This is a genomic window from Olleya sp. R77988, from assembly GCF_044594215.1.
Taxonomy (GTDB): Bacteria; Bacteroidota; Bacteroidia; order Flavobacteriales; family Flavobacteriaceae; genus Olleya.
The window spans coordinates 1,408,876-1,435,336 of record NZ_CP138988.1 but is presented as its reverse complement, the minus strand read 5'-3'; the positions used below and the strand labels follow the sequence as shown (position 1 = coordinate 1,435,336).

Here is a 26,461-nt window from a genome sequence, read left to right as displayed (position 1 = left end):
AATTTATAATATTGAAAATGAGTTAAATATGACCTATTTATTCTCTTTAAAAAATTAAGATTATAATTTTTGCAAATTTTGTTTTGGTAGTTCTAAAAATGAATATATATTTGCATCCGCAATTATGCGACTGGTGCCTTAGCTCAGTTGGTAGAGCAAAGGACTGAAAATCCTTGTGTCCCTGGTTCGATTCCTGGAGGCACCACCACTAAAAACCCGATTCATCTGAATCGGGTTTTTTGGTTTTAATCACCAAATCAAACAATAAAATTCACTATAAAAAGTAGTATATTAGCTTATGCAACGTTTATCAATTATAAATTAATTAAATATGAGCAACAAAGACAAATTCATGAAAGAAGCTGTAAACGCAGCTTTAAAAGGAATGAATAATAACGAAGGTGAACCATTTGGCTGCGTCATTGTTAAAGATGGAAAAATTGTAGGACGAGGAAACAATAAAGTAACTTCGACTAACGACCCAACTGCTCATGCAGAAGTTACAGCCATTAGAGATGCTTGTAAAAACCTAGATTCTTTTCAATTAGATGGATGCGAAATTTACACTTCTTGCGAACCTTGCCCAATGTGTTTAGGTGCTATTTATTGGGCACGACCAGACAAAGTCTATTATGGAAGTAATCAAGTTGATGCTGCAAATATTGGTTTTGATGACGAGTTTATTTACAAAGAAATCCCTTTACCATATGCAGAAAGAAGTATTCCGTTTGAGCAATTAGCTCGTGAAATTGCATTAGAGCCTTTTCAAGAGTGGACTAAGAAAATTGACAAAACAGAATATTAATACATGATCACCTTCATCTTAAATAACAAAACCATAAAAACACCAGAACATTCTGGAATGACTTTATTGGATTTTGTTCGTTACCATCAACGCTTAACAGGAACCAAAATTGGTTGTCGAGAAGGCGACTGTGGTGCTTGCACGCTTTTAGTTGGTGAATTGAAAAATAACACCATAGAATACCAAAGTATCACATCATGTATTTCGCCTTTAGGAAATGCGCATGGTAAGCATATTGTAACAATTGAAGGCACAAATCTAAAAGACAAACTAACCACACAGCAAGAAGCCATGAAGGCAAATTACGCCACACAATGCGGATTTTGCACACCAGGTTTTGTGGTTGCCTTAACAGGTTTTGCTTTATCAAATTCTAACAAGAACTATAGTAATGCAATTGATGCTATAAGCGGAAACATTTGCAGATGTACTGGATATAAAGCTATTGAAAAGGCTGCACATCAAGTAGTCGAAAAACTAGAGAATCAAGAAGAAAACTCTTTTAATTGGTTAATTGAAAATGAATTTATTCCAGAATATTTTGAAAGCATTCCGAAACGTTTAAAAGACATTGAAATTAAAGATTTAAATCAACCAAAAGGAAAATATGTTTCTGGAGGAACCGATTTATACGTGCAACAAGCCGATCATTTAGCTGATAATAATGTGCATCTTATTGCAGAAAAAGACTATTTAAAAGGAATTAAAATTGAAAATGAGATTTGTACCATTGGAACCAATGCAACGGTTTCCGATTTATGGAATCACACGCAATTAAACAGCATTTTACCAAACTTAAAAAAACACTTAAAGTTAGTCTCTTCAGAACAAATTAGAAATATGGCTTCCTTAGGCGGAAACCTAGTTAACGCTTCTCCAATTGGTGATATGACCATTTTATTTTTGGCTCTTAATAGTAATATTACGATATTAAATTCTGAAGAAAAGGAAAGAAGTCTAGCGCTTAAAAACTTTTATCAAGGCTACAAAACATACGATTTAAAAAACGATGAACTTTTAAAAAGCATTCAATTTAAATTACCCACAGAAAACTCTTTTTTCAATTTTGAAAAAGTATGCAAACGAACACATTTGGATATTGCGAGTGTCAATTCTGCTATTCATCTTTCTATAGAAAATGATAAAATCTTTGAAGCTCACGTGTCGATTGGAGGCGTTGCTGCAATACCAAAATATTTACACGAAACCTCTGCTTTCTTAATTGGAAAACCATTGGCTTCAGAAACTATAATTGAAGCTAACCAAATACTTCAAAATGAAATCAGTCCAATTAGTGATGTTCGTGGTACAAGCGACTATAAACGTTTATTAGGTAGACAATTATTCTTTGCCCATTTTACAACGTTATTCCCTAAGCAATTCACCTTAAACGATTTTGTTCAGCATGCTTAAAAACAAAACAAATAAAGTACTAGACACTAAATTAGATGCTGTTTCAATCGCTTTAAAACATAGCATCAAAAACTTAGACTCTTACACACATGTTCGTGGAGAATCGTTGTATGTTGATGATGTTAATATTAGACAAGGAACCTTTCACGCAGTCGTTTTTGATTCGCCAAAAGCACACGGAAAAATAAAAAGCATCGATTATTCTAAAGCGGAAACTTTAGAAGGCGTAGAACGTATTTTCACTTATAAAGATGTTCCTGGGGAAAATGAAATTGGTGGTATTATTCCTGACGAACCTTTATTTGCGGAAGATGAAGTCCACTTTTGGGGAATGCCAATCGCTTTAATTGTTGCAGAATCGGAATTTATAGCAAGGAAAGCAAGAAGTTTAATTGACATTGAAATTGAAGATTTACCAGTAATTACAACAGCTAAAGAAGCGAAAGCAATGGGTAGTTTTATTAATGCACCAAGATCTTTTAGCTTAGGTGATACCGAAACAGCGTTTGCAGATTGCGACTATGTTTTTGAAGGTGAAACATTTTCAAATGGTCAAGAACATTTATATATCGAAACGCAAGGTGCTTACGCAGAGCCTTTAGAAAACGGAAACATAAAAATTACATCTTCTACTCAAGGACCAACAGCTGTACAAAAAACTATCGCTAAAGTTTTAGGTGTTGCCATGCATAAAATTGAAGTAGATGTGACACGTCTTGGAGGCGGATTTGGTGGTAAAGAAGACCAAGCGACACCTTGGGCTGTAATGGCTGCTTTAGCAACACATCATTTAAATCAATCGGTAAAATTAATATTGAATCGTCATGACGATTTACGCATGACTGGAAAACGTCATCCATATGAAAGCAACTATAAAATTGGACTTTCAAAAGACTTAAAAATTATAGCGTATCAAACCGAGTTTTTACAAAACTCTGGAGCTGCAGCAGATTTATCTCCAGCAATTGCTGAGCGTACCTTATTTCATGCAACCAACAGTTATTACGTACCAAACGTCACTACAAAAGTATTGAGTTGTAAAACCAACTTACCACCAAATACAGCTTTTAGAGGTTTTGGAGGTCCGCAAGGTATGTTTGTAATCGAGTCTGCTATTGCAAAAGCAGCAAATGAGATTGGTGTTCCAACAAGAAAAATTCAAGAAGCCAATTTGTTAGATGAAAACGACACGTTTTCTTATGGACAAATCGCAAAAAAAGTAGAAGCTAAAAACACATGGAATTCTGCTAAACAATTATTTAATATTGAATCTTTAGAGCAAGAAGTTGAAGATTTCAACAAAAACAATACAAGCTTTAAAAAAGGATTGGCTTTTATGCCAATTACTTTTGGTATTTCGTTTACCAACACGCCAATGAATCATGCACGTGCTTTGGTTCATATCTATTTAGATGGAAGCGTTGGTATTAGTACAGCTGCTGTAGAAATGGGTCAAGGTGTTAACACCAAAATGATGCAAATTGCTGCAGATGTGTTTTCCATTCCTATTGAAAAAATTAAGATAGAAACTACTAATACTACTCGTGTTGCAAATACATCTCCTTCTGCTGCGAGTTCTACTGCAGATTTAAACGGAAAAGCAACCTTAATGGCTTGTAAAGCTTTGGTGGAAAGACTAAAAACTGTAGCTTCGGAAGACTTAAATGCTTCAGAAAATGACATTACTTTTAAAGATGAATTTATCTTTATAAACGGAAAAAAATCAGCTTTAACTTGGACAGAACTCATCAGTAAAGCCATGTTAAAACGTGTTGCTTTAACGGAAAATGCGCATTACGCAACTCCAGAAATTCACTTTGATAAAACAAAAGAAAAAGGACATCCTTTTGCGTATCATGTTTACGGAACAGCAATCACAACAACAACAATAGATTGTACACGTGGTACTTATGAATTTGATTCTGTGAAGATTGTACACGATTACGGAAAAAGCATGAGTGAAGGTATTGATTTAGGTCAAGTAGAAGGTGCTTTAATACAAGGAATTGGCTGGATGACTATGGAAGAAATTGCCTATAATAAAGATGGAAGATTATTATCTAATGCACTGTCTACCTATAAAGTTCCTGATATATTTTCGGTTCCAAAAATTGTGGAAGTGATTCCTGTTGAAACCGAAGGAAATGAAATGGCAATTTTAAAATCTAAAGCAGTTGGAGAGCCTCCTTTAATGTATGGAATTGGCGCTTATTTTGCACTTCAAAATGCTATAAAGGCTTTTAATCCAAACTATAATTTAGAATTTCATGCTCCTATGACTCCTGAAAAAGTATTAATGGGTTTGTATGAAAACACGAAATAAAAACAATTGTCAGTTCGAGTGATTTGAGGAACGAAAATTGTATCGAGAACCAATTTTAATTAAATTCTTGTTCTCGATACAAATTTTACTCATTTCCAATCGTAAAATTCACTCGAACTGACGAATTAAATTAAAACATTTTCAGTGCATTACAAAAAACAAAACATACTAAAAGGCGCACTAATTTACAGTGCTGGAGATACTATTGCTGCGCTTTTATTAGATGAATTTTCTTGGTATCGTTTATTAGGAATGGTTTGTATTGGAGCCACTTTTTATGCTTTTGAAATACCAAATTACTTTGACTGGATTGTAAAAAAGACGCAATCTTTAAAAGGGATTAAAGCTACTTTAACAAAAACAGGTTTGGCAATTGCCTATTTTAATCCACTTTGGATAGCTAGACATTTACTATTTATTAAATTATTTTCTGGTCAGTTTGAAGCTATAGGCTTTAATCTTTTACAGATTGCCTTTTGGTCGTTTTTGGTAAATATTCCTATTTCGTTTATCGCAAATTATATTATTCAAAATCGCTTTAAACTAAAATGGCGTTTCTTGGGAAGTGCTATCTTTTCTGCAATTATGGCAATTTACTATGCTTTAAGCGAGACTATTTTTAGTTAAATCTGACTTTGTGATTAATGTATATGCCTTTATTTGATAGTGACCAATAATCTCTTCAAGCAAAGAAGTTCTTACAACAAGAATCAAGTGTTGTTTGCTATTATTCATGAATTTAGGAATAAGCTGTTCTGCAGAATGATGCAAACCTTTGTTTCTTAATTCAAGCTTTCCAAGTTCATCAATAATAAGGAACATCCTTGCTGGCACTATAAGCATCTGTTCTAAAAACTCATTTGCTTTTTTAAAAGCAGATTTCAAAAATTGAAAAGATCCAATTTCGATTATTTTTTCAAGTTCAATGTCGTTTTTAGATTCAATTTCGAGCTCAAATTCTTCTTTAGATTTTACTTTCAGAAAATAACGTTTTCCATTCTCATCATCAGGACACAATAATCCATCAACATCTTTTTTGGTTTTAGACCACTCTATTAAAGCGGTCGTTTTTCCTGTTCTAATTGCTCCTGTTAGTATGTAAATCATTCTGAAGGAATTTTAAAACTTATACAATTAGAAATACTATTTGCTATAAAAAACTTGAATCTTTTATAGCCTTTTAGGTGCTTGGTTTCTTTCCAAGTAAATGAAATTATTTGCCTGAAATAGGGAAACAAATCCATTGCATTAGCAATATCTTCTTGATATTTAGATTCTTTTTTAGTGAGATGTTTTCTTATTAATTTTAAGACAAAAGGTCCTAAAACCAAATACCAAAGCATTAAAATTAAGAAACTTCTTAAAATGATATATATCGCTTTTTGCCATCCAAATAATGGACCTCCAAAAACTATAAATGCTAAAACAATAGTCGCTACAGTGATTAGCCAAATCCAGATGACTTTAGTCTTAATAGTCTTATTTGATTTTTTATCTTTAGTCTTGACACTATTATGGTCTAAATAAAAAGTAGTTTCTGTTTTAGCAGAAATAATGCCAATCATGCTTTTTATAAAGAGTCCTGCTAGCAAACCACACAGTCCATAAATAAAGAGGTAGATTGTTATTAAAATTGAAGTTGTAGATGTTTGAGTTATAAAATTTATTTTTTGTTGAATCCACACTCCATAAATATTTATGGCTTCCCAAAATTCTGTACCATAAATAATAGTAAGTTTTAATAATTTTTGAAGAGCAGATTGCAAAAAAGTGGTCATTCCAAAAATTATTAAAGTGATGCCTTTCCAAGAAAAATTTGAGAATAAAAACGCACCAAAAACTGCTTGAAAACTAACTGAAATATAAGCTGTAAATGGCGAATACGGACTAACTGCCATTTTTATTATTAATATAATTACCAATGCTTTTAAAATGGTTTGCCATTTATTTTCGGCATAATATGCAATTAAACTAATTAGTAAAATAGCAATTCCACCAACAATTAACCCAGTAAATGGCGAATTAAACACATGCAAAAAACCACCTAATCCAGACTCGTTTAAAGCCCAAAGCGCAGTAAGTTTATCTATAATGGATTTATTATTTTTCATTGATAACACCTGAATGATAATGCACTTGTAGTAATTGCGCAACAACGCTAATGGCTATTTCTTTTGGTGTATTACCTCCAATATTTAAACCTATTGGACACACTACATTTGTCATACCTTCAGGAATATTCATTTCATTAATAAGCATATTATTAAAACGTACCTTTTTGGTTTTACTTCCTATCAAACCTAAAAATTTAGTTTCATTTTGAATAGCTAAAGCAATTATATCAAAGTCTATTGCATGATTATGTGTCAACACTAAAACATAACTATTAATTCCCCATTTAACAGCATCTCTAAAAGTTTTAAAATCGTTTTCTTTAATTTGATGTATAGTAATAGATTTATTTAATTCTAAATTATCAAACCAATTATCACGAGAATCTATAAGATTAACTTTAAAAGGTGTATCCACTAATAGTTTAGCAATTTCAACTCCAATGTGTCCTGCTCCAAATAAAAATAATTCTGGTGATTGATTCATAGGTTCTATAATAAATTCTACTTTTCCGCCACAACATTGTTCAAATTCTGGACCTAAAGTATATGTAGATTCAATTATCTTATTTTTACTTAATGCGATAATAGCTTCATCAATAGCTTTAAACTCTAGTTTCCCTCCTCCAATGGTTCCATAAATTTGTTTATTTATAGTCACTAGCATTCTAGAACCAACCACACAAGGTGTAGATCCTAAACATTTAGTTACTGTAACTAAAGCAACAGGTTCTTGTCTGTCTTTAAATACGGATAATAGATCAATCCAGTTTTGCATACTTTGATAAAAAAGAATTTAAAAGTAATACTTTTTTGTACATTGTATAATGGATATTTATCTTAAGAAATTAAAAAAACAAAATATTTAATAGAAAAATCGGTTCTTTGTTCAAAAAAGTGGCATTCATCCTTTTATGAAAAATCTATATCTTACCATTTTAATACTACTATCTTTTTCAAGTCAAGCACAAAACATGAAAACTTTAACCTATGCCATTAAAGGGTTAGACACCTTAAAAATGGATGTTTATACACCAAAAAACATTAAAGCTTCAGACAGTTTACCTGTAATAATTTGGATGCATGGTGGAGGTTTTGCTAATGGGACACGTGGTGGTACTGACGAAAAAAATATTGCAGAATTTGCAACTAGCAAAGGTTATATAGGTGTTTCTATTTCTTATAGGCTTTTGCGACAAGGTAAAAAATCAGGTTTTGGTTGTAATGTATCCAAAGAAGACAAGCTCTTTACTTTTAATCAAGCGGTTTTAGATTTTTTAGATGCAACCAACTTTATTTACCAAAATAGTAACATGCTTCAAGTTGATACAACAAAAATTATCGCTGCAGGAAGTAGCTCTGGAGCAGAAACAGCTTTAAATGCAGTATATATGAAATCTTATTTTTTATCAAATTCTACATCCTATAAAAACATAAAATTTGCTGGAGTTATATCGTTTTCTGGTGCTTTGTTAGATATTGATTTTTTAACTAAAGAAAACGCAGTACCTACAGTACTTTTTCATGGAACAGAAGACAAAACCATACCTTTTGGTACTGCTCCTCACCAAAATTGTTCGCCTAACAAGTCTGGATATATCATACTAGATGGCTCTAATACAATAGCAGAAAAACTAACTAATTTAGAATCTTCTTTTTATTTTAATATCGTAAAAAATGGAAATCATGATGCAGCTAATGTGCACGTTGAAGACCTTGATGCTGTTTTTGATTTTTTAGACAAGACTGTCATCAATACAGAGGTTATTCAAACTAAAAAATTTTCTAAACCAAAACCAACAAACTATTAATTAATTTTGTTAAGTCTTTATATTGTTTTCGACAAAACAATTCTAGATTTTTATCTTAGTAAAAAAATATTTTATATGTCTAAAACCTATTACGATCCAACAGATTTAAGAAAATTTGGAAAAATAACCGAGTGGAGTGAAGAACTTGGTAATAAATTCTTTGATTATTACGGTAAAGTATTTGAAGAAGGTGCACTTACTGCTCGCGAAAAATCTTTAATAGCATTAGCAGTTGCACATACAGAGCAATGTCCTTATTGCATTGATGCTTACACAAAAGATGGTTTACAACGTGGTGTAACAAAAGAAGAAATGATGGAAGCCATACACGTTGGTGCTGCAATAAAAAGTGGTGCAACTTTAGTACATGGTGTACAAATGATGAATAAAGTGAATAAATTAGACGGTTAAACTTAATTTTAATGTAAAAATAGACTAAACTATTGTAAGTCTAAAGCAAAATTTTCGTCAAACAATTATACCCAAATTACGATATTTATTTAAAAAAGAAGTTTTCAATAAATGACTAAACTAAAAACACAATCACTACAGAAAAGACATAGTGATTTAGCTAATACAAACAGACAATTAGAAATTTTATCCAATGGTATTTTTGCCAATGGAGAATTACCTACTTTTAAAAATAAAATTTCTGAAACAAATCAATTTCCGCTTAAAGCAAAAACATTAGAGATTTTACAAATTAATGTTGGTTACATGTGTAATCAAGTGTGCGAGCATTGTCATGTTGATGCAGGTCCAGACCGAAAAGAAATTATGACGCAACAGACCATGCAACAAATCTTGGATGTCATAAAAACTACAGGAGCACATACTTTAGACTTAACTGGTGGTGCTCCAGAAATGAATCCAAATTTTAGATGGTTTGTGGAAGAGGCTTCTAAGATTGGAATTAAAGATTTTATTGTACGCTCTAATTTAACTATTATTCGTGCTAACAAAAAGTATTACGATTTACCAGAATTTTTCAAAAAACACAATATACATGTGGTCAGTTCCATGCCACATTGGACACGTGGAAAAACAGACAAACAACGTGGCGAAGGTGTTTTTGACATGTCCATTAAAGCCTTACAAGAGTTAAATGCAGTAGGTTATGGTATGCCAGACAGCAAGCTTAAATTAGACCTTGTTTACAACCCATCTGGAGCTTTTTTACCTGGAGACCAAATGGCAATGGAAAAAGATTTTAAAAAAGCATTAATGGAGGATTTTAGCATTCAGTTTCACAATCTTTTTGCTATTACCAACCTTCCTATTGCTAGATTTTTAGATTATTTAATTGCATCAGAAAACTATGAAGATTATATGTATGCTTTAGTAGAAGCCTACAACCCAACAGCTGTTTCAAATGTCATGTGTACCAATACATTATCTGTAAGTTGGGATGGCTATTTATTTGACTGCGATTTTAACCAAATGTTAGAATTACCAGTAAATAGCAAAGCAAAACATATCTCACAATATAATCAAGAATTATTAGAAGGACGCAATATTGTTATTTCTCAACATTGTTATGGCTGTACAGCTGGTGCAGGTAGTAGTTGTCAAGGAAGTGTTGCTTAAATTATAAATTTTATGAAGCATCTATTTTTTATTTTAGTCTTATTTTCAAGTGTTGCTATGTCTCAAAACAAGCTTTCAAAGCTGTTAAAAAAACATAACGATAATAGTATTCCTTATATTTCTGTTCAAGAATTAGCAATGCCAAATACTAATGCCATCCTTTTGGATTCTAGAGAAGAAAGAGAATTTGAAGTTAGCCATATTAAAGACGCAATTTGTGTAGGTTATGATGATTTTGATGTCAATGAAACCATAAAAAAACTACCTAATAAAGAGGATAAAATAGTAGTGTACTGCTCCTTAGGAATTAGATCCGAAACTATAGCTAAAAAATTAAAAGAAGCAGGTTATACTAACATCTTTAACTTATATGGAGGGATTTTTGAATGGAAAAACAATGGATTTACCGTAATAGATTCTGACAATAATGAAACCGAAAAAGTCCATGCTTTCTCAAAAGAATGGAGCAAATGGTTAAAAGAAGGCGAAAAAATAATAGATCAAGATACTACAGAAACTAAAAATTAATGGCTAACAAAAACCTAATTATTACTTTTACCAGAAATCCAGAATTAGGAAAAGTTAAAACTAGATTAGCCAAAACTATTGGCAATACTTCCGCTTTAGCGATCTATAAAAAATTATTAGAGCATACAGAAAGTGTCTTACATGACTTGGATTGTGACAAAGCAGTATACTATACGGTTAAAGTTAGAGACAATGATATTTGGGACTCCAATATCTATCAAAAACATCAACAATTTGGTGATGATTTAGGTATAAGAATGCAAAACGCATTTGAAAATGGGTTTAAAAATGGCTATCAAAATGTAATAATTGTAGGAAGTGATTTATACGATTTAAAACCAGAACACATCAATAAAGCTTTTGATGTTTTAGCAAAAAACGATGTAGTTATTGGTCCTGCAGAAGATGGTGGTTACTATCTTTTAGGAATGAAAACACTCCATACTTCTGTTTTTAAAAATAAAAAATGGGGAACAGAAACCGTTTTTAAAGACACTATTAAAAATTTAAAAAATGAAAGTGTATTTTTGCTAGAACAATTAAATGATGTGGATACTTTTGAGGATATAAAGGATAACAACATACTAAAAGCATTAATCAAAGCATGATAAAACACATAAATAAAACTGTAGAATACCTTAAAGAAAAAGGATTTGACAAACCAGAAGTTGGAATTATTCTAGGAACAGGATTAGGTCAATTAACAGCAGAAATAGACATTATAAATGAAGTAAGTTATAACCATATTCCTAATTTTCCAACCGCAACTGTCGAGTTTCATAAAGGAAAACTTATTTATGGAAATTTAGCTGGTAAAAAAGTAATTGTCATGCAAGGTCGTTTTCATTTGTATGAAGGTTACACATTACAAGATGTGACCTATCCAGTAAGAATTATGGAAAAACTAGGGATTGAAACCCTATTAGTTTCTAATGCTTCTGGAGCCATTAATTTGGACTTCAAAAAAGGTGAATTAATGTTAATTGACGACCATATAAACCTTCAAGGAAGTTCTCCTTTAGCTTTTAAAGGTGTTGAAGAACTTGGCGAGCGTTTTACAGACATGAGTGCACCTTATAATTTAGACATAAATGCTAAGCTAAAATCTATTGCCAAAGCAAATAATATCAAATTACATGAAGGTGTTTATGCAAGTGTTGTTGGTCCACAGCTAGAAACCAGAGCAGAATACAGAATGCTAAAAATTATTGGCGCAGATGCTGTAGGTATGAGCACTGTCCCAGAAGTTATTGTTGCTAATCATTTAAAAATAAATGTAGCTGCAGTGTCAGTTTTAACAGACGAGTGCGACCCAAGTAATTTAAAGCCAGTAAATATTACAGAAATTATTGCTATGGCAAACAAAGCAGAACCAGAAATGATAACGCTTTTTAAAGAATTAATAAAGATATTATAAAATAGTTGACAGTCGCAGTCACAGTTTTCAGTCTCACTATAACTGTAAACTGAGACTGAAAACTGAAAACTAAAAACTAAAATTTATGAGCTATTTAGACGCAACAAACGATTTATATAAAGAAGCAGCTTTAACTCCAGATGTTGGGTTATGTTGTACTACAAATCCTATTTGGGAATTACCTGGTTTAAAAATCCCAAAAATCATGCAGGAAATGAATTACGGTTGTGGAAGCACTGTAAATTCAAGAGACTTGACCAACAACCCTAAAACACTCTATGTAGGTGTTGGTGGAGGAATGGAGTTATTACAGTTCGCTTACTTTAATCGTCAAAAAGGTGGTGTTATTGGAGTTGATGTTGTAGATGAAATGCTAGAAGCATCACGCAAAAATTTTATTGAAGCAGAAGCACAAAACGATTGGTTTAAAAGTGAATTTGTTGACCTTGTAAAAGGAGACGCATTAAACTTAAATGTAGAAGACAACTCTATTGATGTTGCTGCACAAAATTGCTTATTTAATATTTTTAAAGCAGAAGATTTAAAAAAAGCAATTGAAGAAATGTATCGTGTATTAAAACCACACGGAAGATTGGTTATGAGTGACCCAACTTGTGAGCAACCAATGAATGATACGTTACGTAATGATGACAGGCTTCGTGCTTTATGCTTAAGCGGAAGCTTACCAATTGCTGACTATGTAAAGGCATTAACAGATGCAGGTTTTGGAACTATCGAGATTAGAGCACGTAAACCTTACCGTATTTTAGATCCTAAAAATTATCCAACTGACGAGTTGATTTATATCGAATCTATAGAAGTTGCAGCAATTAAAGATCCAATGCCAGCAGATGGACCATGTATTTTTACTGGTAAAGCTGCTATCTATTTTGGAGATCAAGACTTTTTTGATGATAATGCTGGACATATTTTACTAAAAAATCAGCCTATTGCCATTTGCGATAAAACTGCTGGTCAAATTGCTGCTTTAGGAAGAGACGATATTTTTATTAGCGAGTCTACTTACCATTATGATGGTGGAGGATGTTGTTAAGCAAATTTCTGCTAAAGCAGGAATCTTATTAAAATTTTCAAGTTTTAAAATACGTTAAGCAAAAAACAACAAAACAGACACATGAAATATATTTCTATACTATTATTATCCTTGTGTGTGTGTTCATGTTCTTCAAGTAAAAAGACAGTAACTACTCCTTCAAAAGAGATAGCTAAAACCGAACCTGTTGAACAGGTTGTTGAGACTGTAATTGAAAACAAGAAAGTTGAAAAAATAGTTACAGAAACTGAAATTAAAAAGGATACAATAATAGACACAGGTGATTTCCATCAGGAATTAACAAAATCATTTAGAAATATTACAACCCATCAATTATGGGATGAATTATTAACGGAAAATGTTTCAGAAAACGGAACTGTTAATTATCCTAGTTTGATGAAAAATTATGGGAAACTTAATGCTTATATTAATCTTTTAGATAAAATCAAGCAAAAGGATTTAACTGTTACTAAAGAACAAAAACTAGCTTTTTGGATTAACGCTTACAATGCTTTTACAGTTGATTTAATATTACGTAATTATCCTGTTAAAAGTATAAAAGACATCAAAGACCCTTGGAAACAACGCTTATGGAAACTAGGAGATAAATGGTATAATTTAGACGAAATCGAACATCAAATATTACGTAAAATGGACGAACCTAGAATCCATTTTGCAATTGTTTGTGCTTCTTATTCTTGTCCAAAATTGCAAAACACAGCATTTACTGCTGAAAATTTAGAAGCCCAATTAACTAATGCTACAAAAGCGTTTTTAAATGATCCAAAGCATAACCAAATTGAAGAAGCACATTTAAAATTGTCTAAAATATTTAAATGGTTTGCTAAAGATTTTAAACAAAACGGAAGTATCGTTAGTTTTATTTCTAAATATAACACCAGCAAAATATCCGAAGACGCAAAAATTAGTTACAAAGACTATAATTGGGACTTGAATGATTAGCATTATTATTCCTGTTTTAAACGAAGCTAAATATATTACAGATGTTTTACATCATCTAATCGATAATGCGTCTTTAAGTACAGTATCAGAAATTATTGTGATTGATGGAGGAAGTAGTGATAATACTGTTAATATCATTCAAAATCTAGGTCTCAATATTACCTTATTACAGTCTGAAAAAGGTCGTGCAAAGCAGATGAATATTGGAGCTAAAGCTGCAAAAGGAGATATCCTTTATTTTTTACATGCAGATTCTTATCCTCCAACCCACTACGACCAACTTATTTTAAATGAAATAAAAAAAGGACACAATGCTGGTTGTTTTAGATTACAGTTTGATAGTAATCACTGGTGGTTACGTTTGGCAAGTTGGCTTACACAATTTTCTTGGAGAGTTTGTAGAGGTGGTGACCAAAGCCAATTTATCACTAAAGTTTTGTTTAATGATATTGGTGGTTTTGATGAAACCTACACCATTTATGAAGACAATATTTTAATAAACGAATTATATAAACGTAAAGAGTTTGTTGTTATTAATAAAAAAATAAAAACCTCAGCACGATTATATAAAAAGCATGGTGTTTTTAAGCTTCAATACCATTTCTTAAGGATATATATTAAAAAATGGTTTGGTGCTTCTGCAGATGATTTATATGCTTATTACAGGAAGAATATTGCATAAAAAAAGCTTCATTTACATGAAGCTTTTTTTTAAAATAATTAAGTTCTTATTCGTTTTCTTATTTCAGTTAATGAATCATCAATTAGTAATTTTCCATCTTTAAAGACTTCTTTTAACTCTCCTTTCTGCTCTTCTTCCCAAGAGACTTGATCCACTAACTTATAGTTTCCGTTTTGTTTTTCAATTTTAATTAAACCTTTTGCAGACTTTTTGGTTCCATCATCTGTAATTGGGTTTTTATAGATTTCTCTTGCTTCTCCATCCACTTCACCATAAGTCGCTTTCATAGCAAAACCAAAGGTGTCACGTGTATTATATTGATAGGTAAAAGAACCAATACCTAACACAACGTTTGTAGATGCAAATCCGTTTTGTTTTAAACGCTCGCAAATATTTGTTGCTCTTTCAATAGTGATACTGTCTCCATAAATAGCTCCAATATGACTGTCTAACTCTTTATAGCCTTTTGCGTTTGTTGTACCTCCAAAAATTTCCCAAAGCAATTGTATGACTCCTTTTTTAGCTGCTTCCGTTTTACCGTTTGGATTACCGCAAATAATATCTGCTGGATCTCCAGAATCTGGACGGATTACAACTTTTCCGTTTCTTGCTAGTACTTCGTTTTTAAGATTTGGAAGATACTCTGTTAATACTTTCCATAAATCCCAAGTATCAGAAACAATAGATACAATTCCGTTTGGATAGACTTCTGAAATTAGTCTTTTAAAGGTCTCCTGCTCTCCAGTGTTTGTTCCCATGCACATTACAGAATGTTCTGTTGCAGCAACAGAACCACCAATTAAATCAGTATCTGAATTTGCATTATAATAGTCTTCTAAAAAATCTATAGTTGGTATTGTATCTGTTCCTGTAAAGCTTAATAAATGTCCAGCAGAAGATACTATTGCAGCTTCCAATCCTCCCATTCCACGCATCGAAAAATCATGACCTTGCCAATCTACAAATTCTGGAACAGAAGATGTTTGCTGTGCATATTGATCTAAAATTTTACGATACTGTTTTGCAATTGTTGCAGAGTTACATGGCAACCACAAGGTTGTTGACAGGATAGTTTCAAAATAATTTGTTAACCAGAAAAACTCTGCTTTTGTGTTATACATGGTTAACATTGGCACTCTGATTGGTACAGACACACCTTCTGGTAATGCTTTAATTAGCATTGGTAAATAGCCTAAATCATGTAAGTCTTCAATATGTTTAATACCTACATTGTTTTCGCCTAAATAATTATTGATACGTCTTTGATATTTTTTGCAAACCTCAGATTTTGGCTGATTAAAAAAGTTAATATTAAAATCTGCTATCATGTATTTTTTAATAAAATACTGTAAGCCAAAAAACACGACTTGATCCACATCTTTAATTCTGCTCATCCTTGGTGTCCAATTAGAATACACTAATGTGGTTTTATCTGGATATTGTCTCCTGTGGTCAACTTTGTAACCGTCTGTATATAATAATGGGTTCATAGGTTTCGTTTTTATTTGTTTCTTCCTATTTCATTTGGATATAGTGTGTACACATTATCACTTTGAAAAACTGTTTTAGTATCTATATCTATTGCTGATAGTTTTCCTTTAAAAGCTGCTCCTGTATCTACATTCCAGATATTAATAGCGTTCATTGGTGTGTCTACTTTAAAATTAGTTGTTGGTGTGTGACCTATATAAATTTCGTGATAATGCTTTAATCGATTTGGATAGAACAATGAATTTTTCTCTACACGTTTATCCATTGTCAAAGCCATTTCCCAAAGGGTTCTGTCGTAATAAAAATTTTCTTGACGCACTTCTTTTTCTACACCATGCATGGATGTAAATCCTGCATGTAAAAACAATCTATTTTTATCATCAACGATACACAAACTCATATCCTTAAAAAATTGAAGGTGAGCCTTTTTATCTTCTTCTGAAAATCCTTTATAACTATCCATGGTTTCTTTTCCTCCATGAGCAAACCAAACTTGATTTACAATTCCGGTTTTTAACCAGTCTTCTGTCCAAGCATCATGATTTCCTTTTATAAACTCGCAATCATATTGCTTTGAAAATTCAATTAAGTACTGAATAACTTGAGCCGAATCACTCCAACCATCTACATAATCTCCAAGAAAAACAAAGTTATCATCCTCTGTAATTTTTATACGTTGTAATAATTGCTCTAAAGCTTTTAATCCTCCGTGAATATCTCCTATTGCTAATGTTCTTTTCATTCTAATTCTCTTTAAAATCTATAAACGCAGACGGAACAGCATCTGTTAACCACACTTTGTTTTCTGATAAATAAAAAGGAAATCCTTCTTTATACATATCCAAAGCTCTAATGCTTAAAATTATTGGCTTTCCTCTTCTACTTCCTACTTTTATAGCAGTTTCTGTATCTACACTTAAATGTACATGTTGTCTATTTTGTTTTTTTAAGCCTTCTTTTTGTATAGCTTCCATAAATTTTGCAACTGTACCATGATATAAAAACGCTGGTGGTGTTACTGGTTTTAATTGCAAATCTATAGTTTTTAATGAGTGTCCTTGATTTGCTCTTATTTTTGTCTTATCGGCATTAAAGGCGAAACGGTTTTTATCATTGGTTTCTACTACTAATTCTAAAATCTCCATTGTTATGTGCCTATGCTTTTTTTGAGATTTATTTAGTAAATCGTCAACATTTGCCCATCCATTTTTGTCTAAATCTAAACCTATTTTACCAGGATTATGTCTTAAGATCAAACTTAAAAATTTACTTGTTATTTTTATATTATTAGTGTTCATTTTTATTTTCTATTATTGAAATCATTTTAATAGCAAAATCACGATCCAATTGTTTCATCTCTTCCGAGAGAGCTTCATAAGGTTTAAAACAGTCTTTAATCCATCTTTGTTTTCTTTCTTCAGAAATATTAGTTTCTTCTTTTAAAATATTTTTTGCCCAACGCATCCACATTTCATGGATTTGTTCAGAAATTAATTCAATTTTAGTTTTCATACTTTTTAGCGAGTTTATCACATAATTTAATAATATCTTCTTTTCTTGATAAGACATCTATCCAATCTGTAGGAATTGATTCAAATCTATAAATTAAACCTGCTAATCCACCTACTACTGCTCCAGTTGTATCTGTATCTCCACCTAAATTAATTGCTTTTAAAACAGTGTCTTTATAATTATCAAATCTTAAAATACACCATAAACTAGCTTCTAATGTATCTAATACATAACCACTTGAATTTATTTCAGTTTCTTCTAATTCGTATAATTTTTGAATTTTAACATCATCAACTTGAATCTCTAAAATTTTATAAAACTTATTCATTTCTGTTTGAGAGCAAATAGCATTATTATTTAAAAAATGAGTAACATTTTTCTGCATCTTACTATAGGCTATCCACTTATCATTTCCTTTAACTATTTGTAAAGCATATTCCAGATAAATAAAACAAGCTAAAACAGATCTTATATGTGCATGTGTAATTGATGACACGTCCTTAATTACATCAAATCGTTTTTCAATTTTAAAATCTTTTATATAAAACAATAAAGGTAAAATCCTCATTAAAGAACCATTACCATTGTCCATTTCTGATGCTCCTCCAGCTAAAATTGGATTTGTTCCTTGCTCGATTGCATATAAAGCACGATCTGTAGAAATTCCGATATCAAAAACCCGTCCGTGTGGTGTCCAAACCTCTTCATTTGCCCATTTAACAAATTTTTGCCCAATATCATTTACATCATATTTTTTACATAAACTGTCGGCTAAACAAAATGTTAGAGAACTATCATCGCTCCAAGTTCCTACTGGCTGATGATGTGTACCAAAACCTATCATTTCTTTAACAGGGTTTTGCTTTAAGTAAGCCCTATCTTTAAACTCGACAGGAACACCTAAAGCATCTCCTACTGCAAGTCCAAATAATGCTGAATGTATATTGTTTGTTTTCATTTTAGTTTCAATTTTCTATTAACCTCATCGTTACTACTAAAAAAAGGATGTTCTTCTGGTATTAAAAGTTTATCTAATTGTTTGTTCAAAACATATTCATGCTGTTGCTTAACAAAACTTGAGATGTCTTCTATCTTTAAAATGTCTTCTTTTGAAAATCTTTCAATTTGATCGTTTCTTAATCCTAATTGTATTGCTCTTCGTTCTTCTTTTGCTCCATAAGGATTATGATCTGGATCCCATTGTAACCTTACTGATGATTCTTTTACTTGATTCTGCCAATCTTCTTTTGTTGCATAAATCGCTCTTTGAAACCTTGAATACACAGCTTTCTCTAAATATCTTTCAAAAGCTTCTAACTTAAGATGAATAGCTAATACTACTTCTTGACCTTCTTTTGTTGCCCAACCATTTCTATACATCATCCATAAAAAATTTGGTTTTATCCAAGTCATACGATTTAAACTAAAAGCACCTCCAAAATATTGGTTTTTGGCAGCAAAATTGCCTATTTCTGGTCTATACGATTGATAAACTATTATTTTATCTTCATCAAACTGTGCCATAATATGATGTCCATTTTCTGGCCAGTCTTTTATTTGTTCTTTATATAATTTTAATTTCATTGTAATAATTCTTTAATTGTAATCTGCTCCACACCATCCTCTATAGTTTTAAAACTATCTGTTGTGAAAATTTTTGTAAAGTGCTGGTTTAATACCTCAAATCCTTTATTGAAAATTCCATGACTTACTGCCAAGTATAAATTACCAGCGTTTTTGTTTTTCAACTCTTTTGCTAAACCTATGAAGGTTCCTCCTCCATCACAAATATCATCTACTATAAGACAATCTTTTCCTTTTAAATCGTCTTCATACACTTTAAACCCTTCAAGTTTTCCGTTTTTTACGTTTCGTTTTTTAGAACATTCAATTACTGGAATTCCGCCTAAAAATTCAGACACTTTATATATCTTTTTTAAAGCACCTCCATCTGGAGAGATTAATAATACTTCATTATTAATTCTTGAAATAACTTGCTTGATAAATGTATGATTAGATAAGGATTCACAATTATTTATAACTGCAGGAGTAACCTCTGAATGCGCATCAAAAACAGTGACTTTATTTAAGTTTAATTGGTTTAATAAATCAGCATATACTTTAACCGAAAGCGGTTCGCCTTGTACCATAACCCTATCTTGTCTTGCAGCTGGAAAATAAGGTATGAAGACATTTATTTTATCAACATAAAAACGCTTAACAGCATCAATGGTTAATAACAGCAATCCAAAATCGTTAAACGATTGTGCTCTTGTTGTAATTGTAACTTCTGAAACGTTAGTTAAATTGGATAAGATTTTAATGTGTGGCTCTCCTCCAGAAAAAGTAAAAGTTTCAAACTCTATATTTTTATCTGATTGAAAAGGCGTAAACTGAGGATCTAAATTTAAATACATTTGCGTTAATTTTACACAAATGTAGATTAAATAAACTTAGCGACAAAATGTTTTGTGTAATTTTTACACAAACTTAATTTCAAAGTGAAACCCTTCCTTTAAAAGACTGTTATATTTTTTAGTATTAAACTTGAATAACTTAGCTGGTCTTCCGCTTCCTTTTTGGCTAATTTTATTGGTCTCTTCAAGGATATCGAAGCTTAAAATTTTCTTTCTAAAATTACGTCTATCAATATTCTTTTCTAAGATTGAAGTGTATAAATGTTCTAAATCCGAAAAAGGGAATTCTTTTTCTAGCAAATCAAAACCAATAGGTTGATAGGTTAATTTAGCTTTTAAACGCTGTTTAGCAGTTTCTAAAATAACGTTATGATCAAACGCTAATTCTGGTAATTGATTAACAGGAAACCATTGTGCTTCAGCAGCATCTGTGTTTGCTTGTATTTTAAAATGATGTGGTTTTACTAATGCAAAATAACTTACCGAAACTACACGATTTCTGGGATCACGTCCAGGTTTTCCGTAAGTATATAATTGTTCTAAATAGTCTATAGTAACACCTGTTTCTTCTTTAAGTTCTCTTTGGACAGCAGTTTCCAAAGACTCGTCATCTAAGACTAATCCACCTGGTAAAGCCCAAGTGTTTTTAAAAGGATCTACTCCTCTTTTAATTAAAAGTACTGATAAAATATTTTTAGATGAATAGCCAAAAACAACTGCATCTACAGCAACTTTAATATCTTGAATCGAGCCCATTTTTGTGTATTATTTACACAAAGATATAAATATTATAAATGAAAAAAAGTAAAGAATAAAATATCTATTATTTATTAATTAGATCCTACAGTACTAAAGGATTAATTTGACTAGTGAATTTTACTTAGCCTTAAAAGTATTGTCCAATACCAAAAACTAAACCTTGACCATCTTTTTCAGAAATTCCAATACCATAATCAATCCTAAAAATAGCATTGAATATTGATTTGTGTATAAAACGTAATCCTAAACCAGGAAACACACGAAGGTTATCAGCATCTCCAAAATCTCCAAAATCACCTCCTGGATTACGCCAACTTCCTGCATCAATAAATGCATTTCCTTGAAGCACAAACCAATTTTTTTCGTATAAAGTATGTCTATATTCTGTATTTAAAACAATTGCTCCAGTACCTCTATCAATGGTGTTTCCAACACCTCTAATATTTACGTTATTGTCAACAGAAAAAGGTGCAAAAGGTGTCTCGTCATTACTAGCTAAACCTAAACGCAATCGACTAGCCCAATTCCCTTTTTGCCCAATACGCTTGTAAAAATTAAAATCGTTCCATCCAATTAAAAACTCTGGTAAATCATCGCTTGTTGACGTTACATATTGCAAAGTTAATGTGCTTTTAAAACCTGAAATATATTGATAGTTGTAGTCTAAATTATTGTACTGATAAATACCTTTATACAATAGTTTTTTAACACTTAATTCTTGCGGAATATTAACACTTGTTGCTCCAGCTACATATTGATATTCTTCTAAAAAATAGTTTATACCAGCTTCAAAACGGTTATTAAAATTAGGCTGATATAATCCTAAGATTTCAAAAGACTTATTTCTATATTGATAGTCTGAGGTTGTATTATTAAAAAAAACAGGCTCTAAAGTTTGTAAATCTTGATGGTTTAAAGCCAAACCAAACTCGCGACTAAACAAAAAAGGCGCTCTAAAATTTATTCCATAAGAACTATAAATATCTTTTTGATAAAAGCCTCCAAAAATCATGTTTTGACCTAAAAGATTAAACTCATACAAACCTAGTCTGTAAGCAAACTCATCATTATTTGAGGTGTAAACATTAACAGAAGGAATGATGGTAAAGTTTTCTTCAATATTATAAAACACATTATAATTACCATCATTTGAAGAAAACACTTGGTAAGAAGCATGTGATACAGATGGTAATCTTTTTAATAGTTTAATATCTTCTTCTAATCGTGTTGAATCTAAAATTGTTCCAGCTTTTGCTTTAGCTACCTTTTTAATAAAACTGGATTTTAGCTTTTTATTACCTTGTATTTTAAGGTCTGTAACAGTCTGAGAATATGAAACATGTATAGAAAACAGTATGATATAGAATAGTATTTTCTGCATTATTTTGTACTGTATTGTTCTTTAATAACTTTTTCTACTGGTTTGTTTTGTGGTGTAAAACGGTTGTTTTCCAAACCTCCTACTCGATCATGATTTATAAACCATTTCCATACAAACCCACCAGCAAACCAATGCTCTTTCCAAAACATTTTAAAAAGCGCTTTAGTTGTATTTACCTGTCCTTCTAAGTTAACTTTGTCTTCAATTCTATCTACAGTCCAAGGAGCTTTACCAGAATAGTCTACACTTCTGTATCCAAACTCTGTAAACAAAATGGGTTTATTATATTTTTCTGTAAACTCAACCATTTTCTTTTTATGGCTTTTCCAACCTTCCATACATTCTTCTACAGTTGGTGTTTTACTATCACTTACCGGAAAATATGCATCAATCCCTATATAGTCTAATTGGTCCCAAAATGGAGTTTTTTCATATTCATTCCAATTGGCAGCATAAGTTAATTTTCCTTTATAAATGGATCTTATTTTAGTTATTAATTTAGTCCAATAATCTGGTCTTGCTGCTATAAATTTTTCTAATTCTGTACCAATACAAAAAATTGGTGTATTTGTATCTTGAGCAATTTGAGCAAAATCTAAAATAAATTTTGAATACGAGTTTTCAAGTATAATCCAATCTTCATCAGTTTTCATTTCAATATAACCAGTAAATTCTCCTTTCCATACCCATAATTGAGGTTTAAGCATAGTTTTTATACTATTCTTTTTTAAAGTTTCAATATATTGTTTACCACCTATTTTAGTTTCTCCAAACCATTGTCGCTCTTCACTATAAGTTACTTCTGGATGGTTCAAATCCTTAATCATTGCAAAAGGCATTATTGCTGCATAATTTGCATTAATATTAAGTAATGGGTCTACATTTTTTTGAGTAATACTATCTTTATGAGCAACATAACTAACACCATTAATTTTATGGTCTTGAGCTAAACAAGATTGAAGTAGAATTATTAAAAGTAATGATTGAATAAAACGCATTTATTTTTTTACTAAATATAAATAAATCCCGCTTTTCAGCAGGATATATTCAAAATATTATTTTAATCTACCATTAAAACAGAGCTCTTAAACCAATATTAAAAGACTGTCCTAAACCTGTATTATTCCCTCTTACAAACTTTGTATACAAAGTCTCAATATTTAAAACATCAGTTATCTGGTATTTTGCTCCTCCTCCAACAGCTGTAAAATCTTGCTCAAAATTATTACCAGTATCCAAACGTTGTTGGTGTTGTACTAATCCTAAAACAGTAAATTTAGAGCTTGGAAAATAACTTAAAAATAAACCTGGAGTTAAACTTAAACTATTATTTGCAAAGCTATCTTCTTTTTTTCCAAAGTTATATTCTGTATTTAACTCAGTAAACAATTGCCATTTAGAGTTAAAATTATGATCGTAAAAAAAGCGATTTTGAAAAATAAATCCTTTTTGGTCTAAAAACACTCCGTTTTCACTTTCATTATCAACCAAAGGAATATGGAAAGCGGTTTGGATTGTAAAATTACTAACACTTTTAAATGGGTTAAACTTTATAGCTGGAGCAAAAGATGTAAATCCAGATCGTGCAGTATTACTCTCTCCATCAAATTTAAAAACGTCTAATGCATCTCTATCTCCAATAACGTTAGATCTAAACTCTAATAATAATCCAATATTAAATCTATTACTATCACTTAATCCAGTAAACACATCTACTGTAGATGTAAAATAAGTTTCTCTAGGCTCTGTTCCGTTAGTAAAAGTGCTTTCGGTTTGGGTGTATAGATTATTAAAAAACTTAATATCCCATTGTCCATTACTTAATAATTTTGAAGGTGTGTACGTCTGTATATTACTTCCTGTAGTAGTTTCATCTTCTTGAGAAAAACCTGTAAAGGTTGTTGCTAAAGCAATTAATAATAGTGTTAGTTTTTTCATATTTAGTTTGTTTATTTTTTTCAGCGAAAGCTAAATTATTTTATTGTTTATTTAATTTCCAGTTATAAGTAAAGTAGGTTAACTTATAATTTTCAGGTATTTTATTAGTTCTGTATTTATTAATAAACTGAATTTCTGTCATTCCATTTTGCACAAAATCTTCTTTGTACCATTTCATTATTTCAGAACCTTCAACTTTTTTCTTTTTGTCATTTACTTTAATAAAGTAATTACCATTTAAAGCAAGCTTGGTTTGCGCCTCTAATTGTGCTTCTAGAGTTGCAGGCAAATACACATTTGCTATTAAAGGTGGACAACCTAACGCACCACAAACTAAAACAAAATGAAATCTAGCATCTTTAAAATTTGCTCTAAGCAGGTCATTTTCAATAGTATTTAACGTTACTTTTTGACCAGCCAAACTATACGTAGTTTTATCAAAAAAACCAGCTTTATCCAAAGGTGACGTAATAGGGTAATTATCTATTATTCCTTTAATTACAGATAAATTATAGGCATTTATCCAAAAGGCTTGATAATTATTTGCATCTGTCTTATCTACAGTAACATCGTTTGCTAATTTTAAAATCGCATCTAAAGATTCTGTGTTTTTTTTAACTGCTTTATAATCTACCTTACCTTCAGAAACATAGGTTTTTAAAAACGTGTCAGTTTGGGTGAAAAACTCGTTTAATGCTTGCGCTTTCGCGGAAAATAATCCGCAGAAAACAAATAATATAATTAGTGTTTTTTTCATCTTTAAAATTTATTAAAAAATTTACAACACTCATTAAGTCTTAACAATTAGAATAACCTTTCAAAAAAAAATAAAAAAAAATTCTAGTTTTGATAATTTTGAGAACCTTACATTATATTTTAATTTAAAAAGAGTCTAAACTAATTATTCTAAATTAAGTTTTTAACTTTAAATGCGACATAAGATTTAATAAAACCAAAACTATGGAACATATTGTAATTATTGGCAATGGAATTTCTGGAGTGACTTTAGCTAGACACGTCAGAAAACTATCTGATAAAAAGATTACTATCATCTCTGCCGAAACAGATTACTTTTTCTCTCGTACTGCATTAATGTATGTATATATGGGACACATGAAATTTGAGCATACACAACCATATGAAAATTGGTTTTGGGAGAAAAACAGAATCAACCTAAAAAAAGGTTACGTAAAAACTGTAGAAACTAAATCTAAAACACTGCATTTTGCAGATGGAGACACTTTACAATATGATAAATTAGTAATTGCAACAGGAAGTAAACCAAATAAATTTGGTTGGCCTGGACAAGATCTTAAAGGTGTACAAGGGTTATATAGCAAACAAGATTTGGACAATTTGGAAGTTGTTGCACCAAATAATAAGGTGTGTAAAAGAGCTGTTATTGTTGGAGGTGGTTTAATAGGAATTGAACTTGCAGAAATGTTAAACTCCAGAAATATTCCTGTAACTTTTTTGGTTAGAGAATCTAGTTTTTGGAATGGCGTTTTACCAGAAGGTGAAAGTCAAATGATTAACAGGCACATTAAAAACCATCATATAGATTTAAGGTTAAACACTAATTTAAAAAAAATAGTTTCTGACGATAACGGTAAAGTTAAATCCATTATAATTGAAGAAACAGGTGAAGAATTACCATGTGATTTTGTAGGTTTAACAGCAGGTGTGTCGCCTAATGTTTCATTTTTAAAAGAGTCTAATATAGAAATTAATAGAGGTGTTCTGGTTAATCCGTTTTTAGAAACAAACATTAAAGACGTTTACGCTATTGGTGACTGTGCTGAGCAGCACAAAGGCATTAATGGAAGACGACCAATTGAAGCGGTTTGGTACACAGGACGAATGATGGGAGAAGTTTTAGCACAAACTATTTGCGACAATAAAATGCACTATAATCCAGGACATTGGTTTAACAGTGCCAAATTTTTAGATATAGAATACCAAACTTATGGTTGGGTTTTTGGTCGAAAGGGAAGACCAGAATACGAAAAACATTTCCATTGGAAACACGAAGATGATACTAAATGTATAACTGTAGCTTACAATAAAGACACTAATGCATTTTTAGGCATCAATACCTTTGGCATTAGAATGAGACACGAAACTTTTGACAAATGGCTAACCGAAAAACGTGATGTTGATTTTGTAATAAACAATCTAAATGAAGCCAATTTTGACCCAGAGTTTTATAAACATTTTGAAAAAGAAATTCTTGAAGCATACAATAATAGATTACAAACAGTATAACTAA

The 26,461-nt window shown here is 31.1% G+C and carries 29 protein-coding genes and 1 tRNA gene; 15 read left to right on the top strand and 15 right to left on the bottom strand.

Features of this window, described 5'->3' with window-relative positions:
* Positions 1-132: 132 nt before the first annotated feature.
* The 5 genes from SJY17_RS06440 (at position 133) to SJY17_RS06420 (ending at position 5,168) form a co-directional block, all read left to right on the top strand.
* Positions 133-208, top strand: a tRNA-Phe gene (locus tag SJY17_RS06440).
* 123 nt (positions 209-331) lie between these two features.
* A complete protein-coding gene (locus SJY17_RS06435) occupies positions 332-805 on the top strand; it encodes a nucleoside deaminase (RefSeq protein ID WP_397364674.1) in 474 nt (157 codons plus the stop codon).
* A gap of 3 nt (positions 806-808) precedes the next feature.
* Positions 809-2,218 (top strand): FAD binding domain-containing protein, encoded by a 1,410-nt coding sequence (locus tag SJY17_RS06430; protein WP_397364673.1) that lies wholly within the window; start codon positions 809-811, stop codon positions 2,216-2,218.
* Positions 2,211-4,541 carry a xanthine dehydrogenase molybdopterin binding subunit gene (locus SJY17_RS06425; RefSeq protein ID WP_397364672.1) on the top strand — a complete coding sequence of 777 codons (2,331 nt, stop codon included), beginning with the start codon at positions 2,211-2,213 and terminating at the stop codon, positions 4,539-4,541. Before SJY17_RS06430 ends, SJY17_RS06425 begins: the two co-directional genes overlap by 8 nt.
* Before the next feature lie 144 nt (positions 4,542-4,685).
* Positions 4,686-5,168, top strand: coding sequence for a hypothetical protein (locus SJY17_RS06420; protein WP_397364671.1), 483 nt, complete (start codon positions 4,686-4,688; stop codon positions 5,166-5,168).
* Here SJY17_RS06420 and SJY17_RS06415 read toward each other — a convergent pair.
* The 3 genes from SJY17_RS06415 to xdhC are packed head-to-tail and all read right to left on the bottom strand — an operon-like array spanning position 5,145 to position 7,430.
* Entirely contained in the window at positions 5,145-5,648 is a 504-nt protein-coding gene (locus SJY17_RS06415) for a nucleoside-triphosphatase (protein WP_397364670.1), read from the bottom strand. The genes SJY17_RS06420 and SJY17_RS06415 overlap by 24 nt on opposite strands.
* Positions 5,645-6,652, bottom strand: coding sequence for a hypothetical protein (locus SJY17_RS06410; protein WP_397364669.1), 1,008 nt, complete (start codon positions 6,650-6,652; stop codon positions 5,645-5,647). The genes SJY17_RS06415 and SJY17_RS06410 overlap by 4 nt, the downstream gene beginning before the upstream one ends.
* Complete coding sequence (gene xdhC, locus SJY17_RS06405; RefSeq protein WP_397364668.1) at positions 6,642-7,430, bottom strand: xanthine dehydrogenase accessory protein XdhC; 789 nt, start codon at positions 7,428-7,430, stop codon at positions 6,642-6,644. The genes SJY17_RS06410 and xdhC overlap by 11 nt, the downstream gene beginning before the upstream one ends.
* Before the next feature lie 196 nt (positions 7,431-7,626).
* Here xdhC and SJY17_RS06400 point away from each other — a divergent pair, with 196 nt between their 5' ends.
* From SJY17_RS06400 to SJY17_RS06360, 9 genes are all read left to right on the top strand, one after another.
* A complete protein-coding gene (locus SJY17_RS06400; protein WP_397364667.1) occupies positions 7,627-8,463 on the top strand; it encodes an alpha/beta hydrolase in 837 nt (278 codons plus the stop codon).
* A gap of 75 nt (positions 8,464-8,538) precedes the next feature.
* The gene (locus SJY17_RS06395; protein ID WP_397364666.1) at positions 8,539-8,874 is read left to right on the top strand and encodes an arsenosugar biosynthesis-associated peroxidase-like protein; all 336 of its coding nucleotides are present in this window, start codon (positions 8,539-8,541) and stop codon (positions 8,872-8,874) included.
* A 111-nt stretch (positions 8,875-8,985) separates the two neighbouring features.
* Positions 8,986-10,050, top strand: coding sequence for an arsenosugar biosynthesis radical SAM (seleno)protein ArsS (gene arsS, locus SJY17_RS06390; protein ID WP_397364665.1), 1,065 nt, complete (start codon positions 8,986-8,988; stop codon positions 10,048-10,050).
* Positions 10,051-10,062: 12 nt separating this feature from the next.
* On the top strand, positions 10,063-10,578 hold the full coding sequence (locus SJY17_RS06385) for a rhodanese-like domain-containing protein (RefSeq protein WP_397364664.1): 516 nt from the start codon (positions 10,063-10,065) through the stop codon (positions 10,576-10,578).
* Positions 10,578-11,186 (top strand): TIGR04282 family arsenosugar biosynthesis glycosyltransferase, encoded by a 609-nt coding sequence (locus SJY17_RS06380; protein ID WP_397364663.1) that lies wholly within the window; start codon positions 10,578-10,580, stop codon positions 11,184-11,186. Before SJY17_RS06385 ends, SJY17_RS06380 begins: the two co-directional genes overlap by 1 nt.
* Positions 11,183-11,995: a purine-nucleoside phosphorylase gene (locus tag SJY17_RS06375; protein ID WP_397364662.1), complete on the top strand. Its 813-nt coding sequence runs from the start codon at positions 11,183-11,185 to the stop codon at positions 11,993-11,995. The genes SJY17_RS06380 and SJY17_RS06375 overlap by 4 nt, the downstream gene beginning before the upstream one ends.
* An 85-nt stretch (positions 11,996-12,080) precedes the next feature.
* A complete protein-coding gene (arsM, locus tag SJY17_RS06370) occupies positions 12,081-13,049 on the top strand; it encodes an arsenosugar biosynthesis arsenite methyltransferase ArsM (RefSeq protein WP_397364661.1) in 969 nt (322 codons plus the stop codon).
* Between the two features lie 81 nt (positions 13,050-13,130).
* Positions 13,131-14,012 (top strand): DUF547 domain-containing protein, encoded by an 882-nt coding sequence (locus SJY17_RS06365; protein ID WP_397364660.1) that lies wholly within the window; start codon positions 13,131-13,133, stop codon positions 14,010-14,012.
* On the top strand, positions 14,005-14,694 hold the full coding sequence (locus SJY17_RS06360; protein ID WP_397364659.1) for a TIGR04283 family arsenosugar biosynthesis glycosyltransferase: 690 nt from the start codon (positions 14,005-14,007) through the stop codon (positions 14,692-14,694). The genes SJY17_RS06365 and SJY17_RS06360 overlap by 8 nt, the downstream gene beginning before the upstream one ends.
* Positions 14,695-14,732: 38 nt before the next feature.
* Here the strand turns inward: SJY17_RS06360 and SJY17_RS06355 are convergent, their stop codons facing one another.
* The 12 genes from SJY17_RS06355 to SJY17_RS06300 all read right to left on the bottom strand — a co-directional run bounded on the left by SJY17_RS06355 (position 14,733) and on the right by SJY17_RS06300 (position 24,949).
* Positions 14,733-16,184 carry a nicotinate phosphoribosyltransferase gene (locus SJY17_RS06355; RefSeq protein WP_397364658.1) on the bottom strand — a complete coding sequence of 484 codons (1,452 nt, stop codon included), beginning with the start codon at positions 16,182-16,184 and terminating at the stop codon, positions 14,733-14,735.
* 11 nt (positions 16,185-16,195) lie between these two features.
* Positions 16,196-16,927 (bottom strand): metallophosphoesterase family protein, encoded by a 732-nt coding sequence (locus SJY17_RS06350; RefSeq protein WP_397364657.1) that lies wholly within the window; start codon positions 16,925-16,927, stop codon positions 16,196-16,198.
* 1 nt (position 16,928) lies between these two features.
* A complete protein-coding gene (locus SJY17_RS06345) occupies positions 16,929-17,483 on the bottom strand; it encodes an RNA 2'-phosphotransferase (RefSeq protein ID WP_397364656.1) in 555 nt (184 codons plus the stop codon).
* Entirely contained in the window at positions 17,473-17,697 is a 225-nt protein-coding gene (locus SJY17_RS06340; RefSeq protein ID WP_397364655.1) for a RyR domain-containing protein, read from the bottom strand. The genes SJY17_RS06345 and SJY17_RS06340 overlap by 11 nt, the downstream gene beginning before the upstream one ends.
* A complete protein-coding gene (locus SJY17_RS06335; protein ID WP_397364654.1) occupies positions 17,687-18,655 on the bottom strand; it encodes an ADP-ribosylglycohydrolase family protein in 969 nt (322 codons plus the stop codon). Before SJY17_RS06335 ends, SJY17_RS06340 begins: the two co-directional genes overlap by 11 nt.
* The gene (locus SJY17_RS06330) at positions 18,652-19,281 is read right to left on the bottom strand and encodes a DUF4291 domain-containing protein (protein ID WP_397364653.1); all 630 of its coding nucleotides are present in this window, start codon (positions 19,279-19,281) and stop codon (positions 18,652-18,654) included. Before SJY17_RS06330 ends, SJY17_RS06335 begins: the two co-directional genes overlap by 4 nt.
* Entirely contained in the window at positions 19,278-20,114 is an 837-nt protein-coding gene (gene prs / locus SJY17_RS06325) for a ribose-phosphate diphosphokinase (protein ID WP_397364652.1), read from the bottom strand. The genes SJY17_RS06330 and prs overlap by 4 nt, the downstream gene beginning before the upstream one ends.
* Positions 20,115-20,177: 63 nt before the next feature.
* Positions 20,178-20,870, bottom strand: coding sequence for an NUDIX hydrolase (locus tag SJY17_RS06320; RefSeq protein ID WP_397364651.1), 693 nt, complete (start codon positions 20,868-20,870; stop codon positions 20,178-20,180).
* 130 nt (positions 20,871-21,000) lie between these two features.
* Complete coding sequence (locus SJY17_RS06315) at positions 21,001-22,254, bottom strand: POTRA domain-containing protein (RefSeq protein ID WP_397364650.1); 1,254 nt, start codon at positions 22,252-22,254, stop codon at positions 21,001-21,003.
* Positions 22,254-23,252 (bottom strand): glycoside hydrolase family 113, encoded by a 999-nt coding sequence (locus SJY17_RS06310; RefSeq protein WP_397364649.1) that lies wholly within the window; start codon positions 23,250-23,252, stop codon positions 22,254-22,256. The genes SJY17_RS06315 and SJY17_RS06310 overlap by 1 nt, the downstream gene beginning before the upstream one ends.
* A 73-nt stretch (positions 23,253-23,325) precedes the next feature.
* Positions 23,326-24,192: a hypothetical protein gene (locus tag SJY17_RS06305; RefSeq protein ID WP_397364648.1), complete on the bottom strand. Its 867-nt coding sequence runs from the start codon at positions 24,190-24,192 to the stop codon at positions 23,326-23,328.
* Between the two features lie 40 nt (positions 24,193-24,232).
* Positions 24,233-24,949, bottom strand: a complete 717-nt coding sequence (locus tag SJY17_RS06300; RefSeq protein WP_397364647.1) for a DUF547 domain-containing protein — start codon at positions 24,947-24,949, stop codon at positions 24,233-24,235.
* 203 nt (positions 24,950-25,152) lie between these two features.
* On the opposite strand from SJY17_RS06300, the gene SJY17_RS06295 reads away from it, so the two are divergent.
* Complete coding sequence (locus tag SJY17_RS06295) at positions 25,153-26,457, top strand: NAD(P)/FAD-dependent oxidoreductase (RefSeq protein WP_397364646.1); 1,305 nt, start codon at positions 25,153-25,155, stop codon at positions 26,455-26,457.
* Positions 26,458-26,461 lie beyond the last annotated feature (4 nt).

What these genes read in the sequence shown, in the direction of transcription:
- SJY17_RS06355 (WP_397364658.1), bottom strand. Translation starts at nt 16,184, where the DNA reads ATGAACCCATTATTATATACAGACGGTTACAAAGTTGACCACAGGAGA.
- SJY17_RS06330 (WP_397364653.1), bottom strand. Translation starts at nt 19,281, where the DNA reads ATGAAATTAAAATTATATAAAGAACAAATAAAAGACTGGCCAGAAAAT.
- arsM (WP_397364661.1), top strand. Translation starts at nt 12,081, where the DNA reads ATGAGCTATTTAGACGCAACAAACGATTTATATAAAGAAGCAGCTTTA.
- SJY17_RS06360 (WP_397364659.1), top strand. Translation starts at nt 14,005, where the DNA reads ATGATTAGCATTATTATTCCTGTTTTAAACGAAGCTAAATATATTACA.
- SJY17_RS06295 (WP_397364646.1), top strand. Translation starts at nt 25,153, where the DNA reads ATGGAACATATTGTAATTATTGGCAATGGAATTTCTGGAGTGACTTTA.
- SJY17_RS06385 (WP_397364664.1), top strand. Translation starts at nt 10,063, where the DNA reads ATGAAGCATCTATTTTTTATTTTAGTCTTATTTTCAAGTGTTGCTATG.
- SJY17_RS06430 (WP_397364673.1), top strand. Translation starts at nt 809, where the DNA reads ATGATCACCTTCATCTTAAATAACAAAACCATAAAAACACCAGAACAT.
- SJY17_RS06340 (WP_397364655.1), bottom strand. Translation starts at nt 17,697, where the DNA reads ATGAAAACTAAAATTGAATTAATTTCTGAACAAATCCATGAAATGTGG.
- SJY17_RS06315 (WP_397364650.1), bottom strand. Translation starts at nt 22,254, where the DNA reads ATGCAGAAAATACTATTCTATATCATACTGTTTTCTATACATGTTTCA.
- SJY17_RS06435 (WP_397364674.1), top strand. Translation starts at nt 332, where the DNA reads ATGAGCAACAAAGACAAATTCATGAAAGAAGCTGTAAACGCAGCTTTA.
- SJY17_RS06350 (WP_397364657.1), bottom strand. Translation starts at nt 16,927, where the DNA reads ATGAAAAGAACATTAGCAATAGGAGATATTCACGGAGGATTAAAAGCT.
- xdhC (WP_397364668.1), bottom strand. Translation starts at nt 7,430, where the DNA reads ATGCAAAACTGGATTGATCTATTATCCGTATTTAAAGACAGACAAGAA.
- SJY17_RS06395 (WP_397364666.1), top strand. Translation starts at nt 8,539, where the DNA reads ATGTCTAAAACCTATTACGATCCAACAGATTTAAGAAAATTTGGAAAA.
- SJY17_RS06335 (WP_397364654.1), bottom strand. Translation starts at nt 18,655, where the DNA reads ATGAAAACAAACAATATACATTCAGCATTATTTGGACTTGCAGTAGGA.
- SJY17_RS06310 (WP_397364649.1), bottom strand. Translation starts at nt 23,252, where the DNA reads ATGCGTTTTATTCAATCATTACTTTTAATAATTCTACTTCAATCTTGT.
- SJY17_RS06400 (WP_397364667.1), top strand. Translation starts at nt 7,627, where the DNA reads ATGAAAACTTTAACCTATGCCATTAAAGGGTTAGACACCTTAAAAATG.
- arsS (WP_397364665.1), top strand. Translation starts at nt 8,986, where the DNA reads ATGACTAAACTAAAAACACAATCACTACAGAAAAGACATAGTGATTTA.
- SJY17_RS06380 (WP_397364663.1), top strand. Translation starts at nt 10,578, where the DNA reads ATGGCTAACAAAAACCTAATTATTACTTTTACCAGAAATCCAGAATTA.
- SJY17_RS06425 (WP_397364672.1), top strand. Translation starts at nt 2,211, where the DNA reads ATGCTTAAAAACAAAACAAATAAAGTACTAGACACTAAATTAGATGCT.
- SJY17_RS06300 (WP_397364647.1), bottom strand. Translation starts at nt 24,949, where the DNA reads ATGAAAAAAACACTAATTATATTATTTGTTTTCTGCGGATTATTTTCC.
- SJY17_RS06345 (WP_397364656.1), bottom strand. Translation starts at nt 17,483, where the DNA reads ATGAACACTAATAATATAAAAATAACAAGTAAATTTTTAAGTTTGATC.
- SJY17_RS06410 (WP_397364669.1), bottom strand. Translation starts at nt 6,652, where the DNA reads ATGAAAAATAATAAATCCATTATAGATAAACTTACTGCGCTTTGGGCT.
- prs (WP_397364652.1), bottom strand. Translation starts at nt 20,114, where the DNA reads ATGTATTTAAATTTAGATCCTCAGTTTACGCCTTTTCAATCAGATAAA.
- SJY17_RS06305 (WP_397364648.1), bottom strand. Translation starts at nt 24,192, where the DNA reads ATGAAAAAACTAACACTATTATTAATTGCTTTAGCAACAACCTTTACA.
- SJY17_RS06320 (WP_397364651.1), bottom strand. Translation starts at nt 20,870, where the DNA reads ATGGGCTCGATTCAAGATATTAAAGTTGCTGTAGATGCAGTTGTTTTT.
- SJY17_RS06375 (WP_397364662.1), top strand. Translation starts at nt 11,183, where the DNA reads ATGATAAAACACATAAATAAAACTGTAGAATACCTTAAAGAAAAAGGA.
- SJY17_RS06415 (WP_397364670.1), bottom strand. Translation starts at nt 5,648, where the DNA reads ATGATTTACATACTAACAGGAGCAATTAGAACAGGAAAAACGACCGCT.
- SJY17_RS06365 (WP_397364660.1), top strand. Translation starts at nt 13,131, where the DNA reads ATGAAATATATTTCTATACTATTATTATCCTTGTGTGTGTGTTCATGT.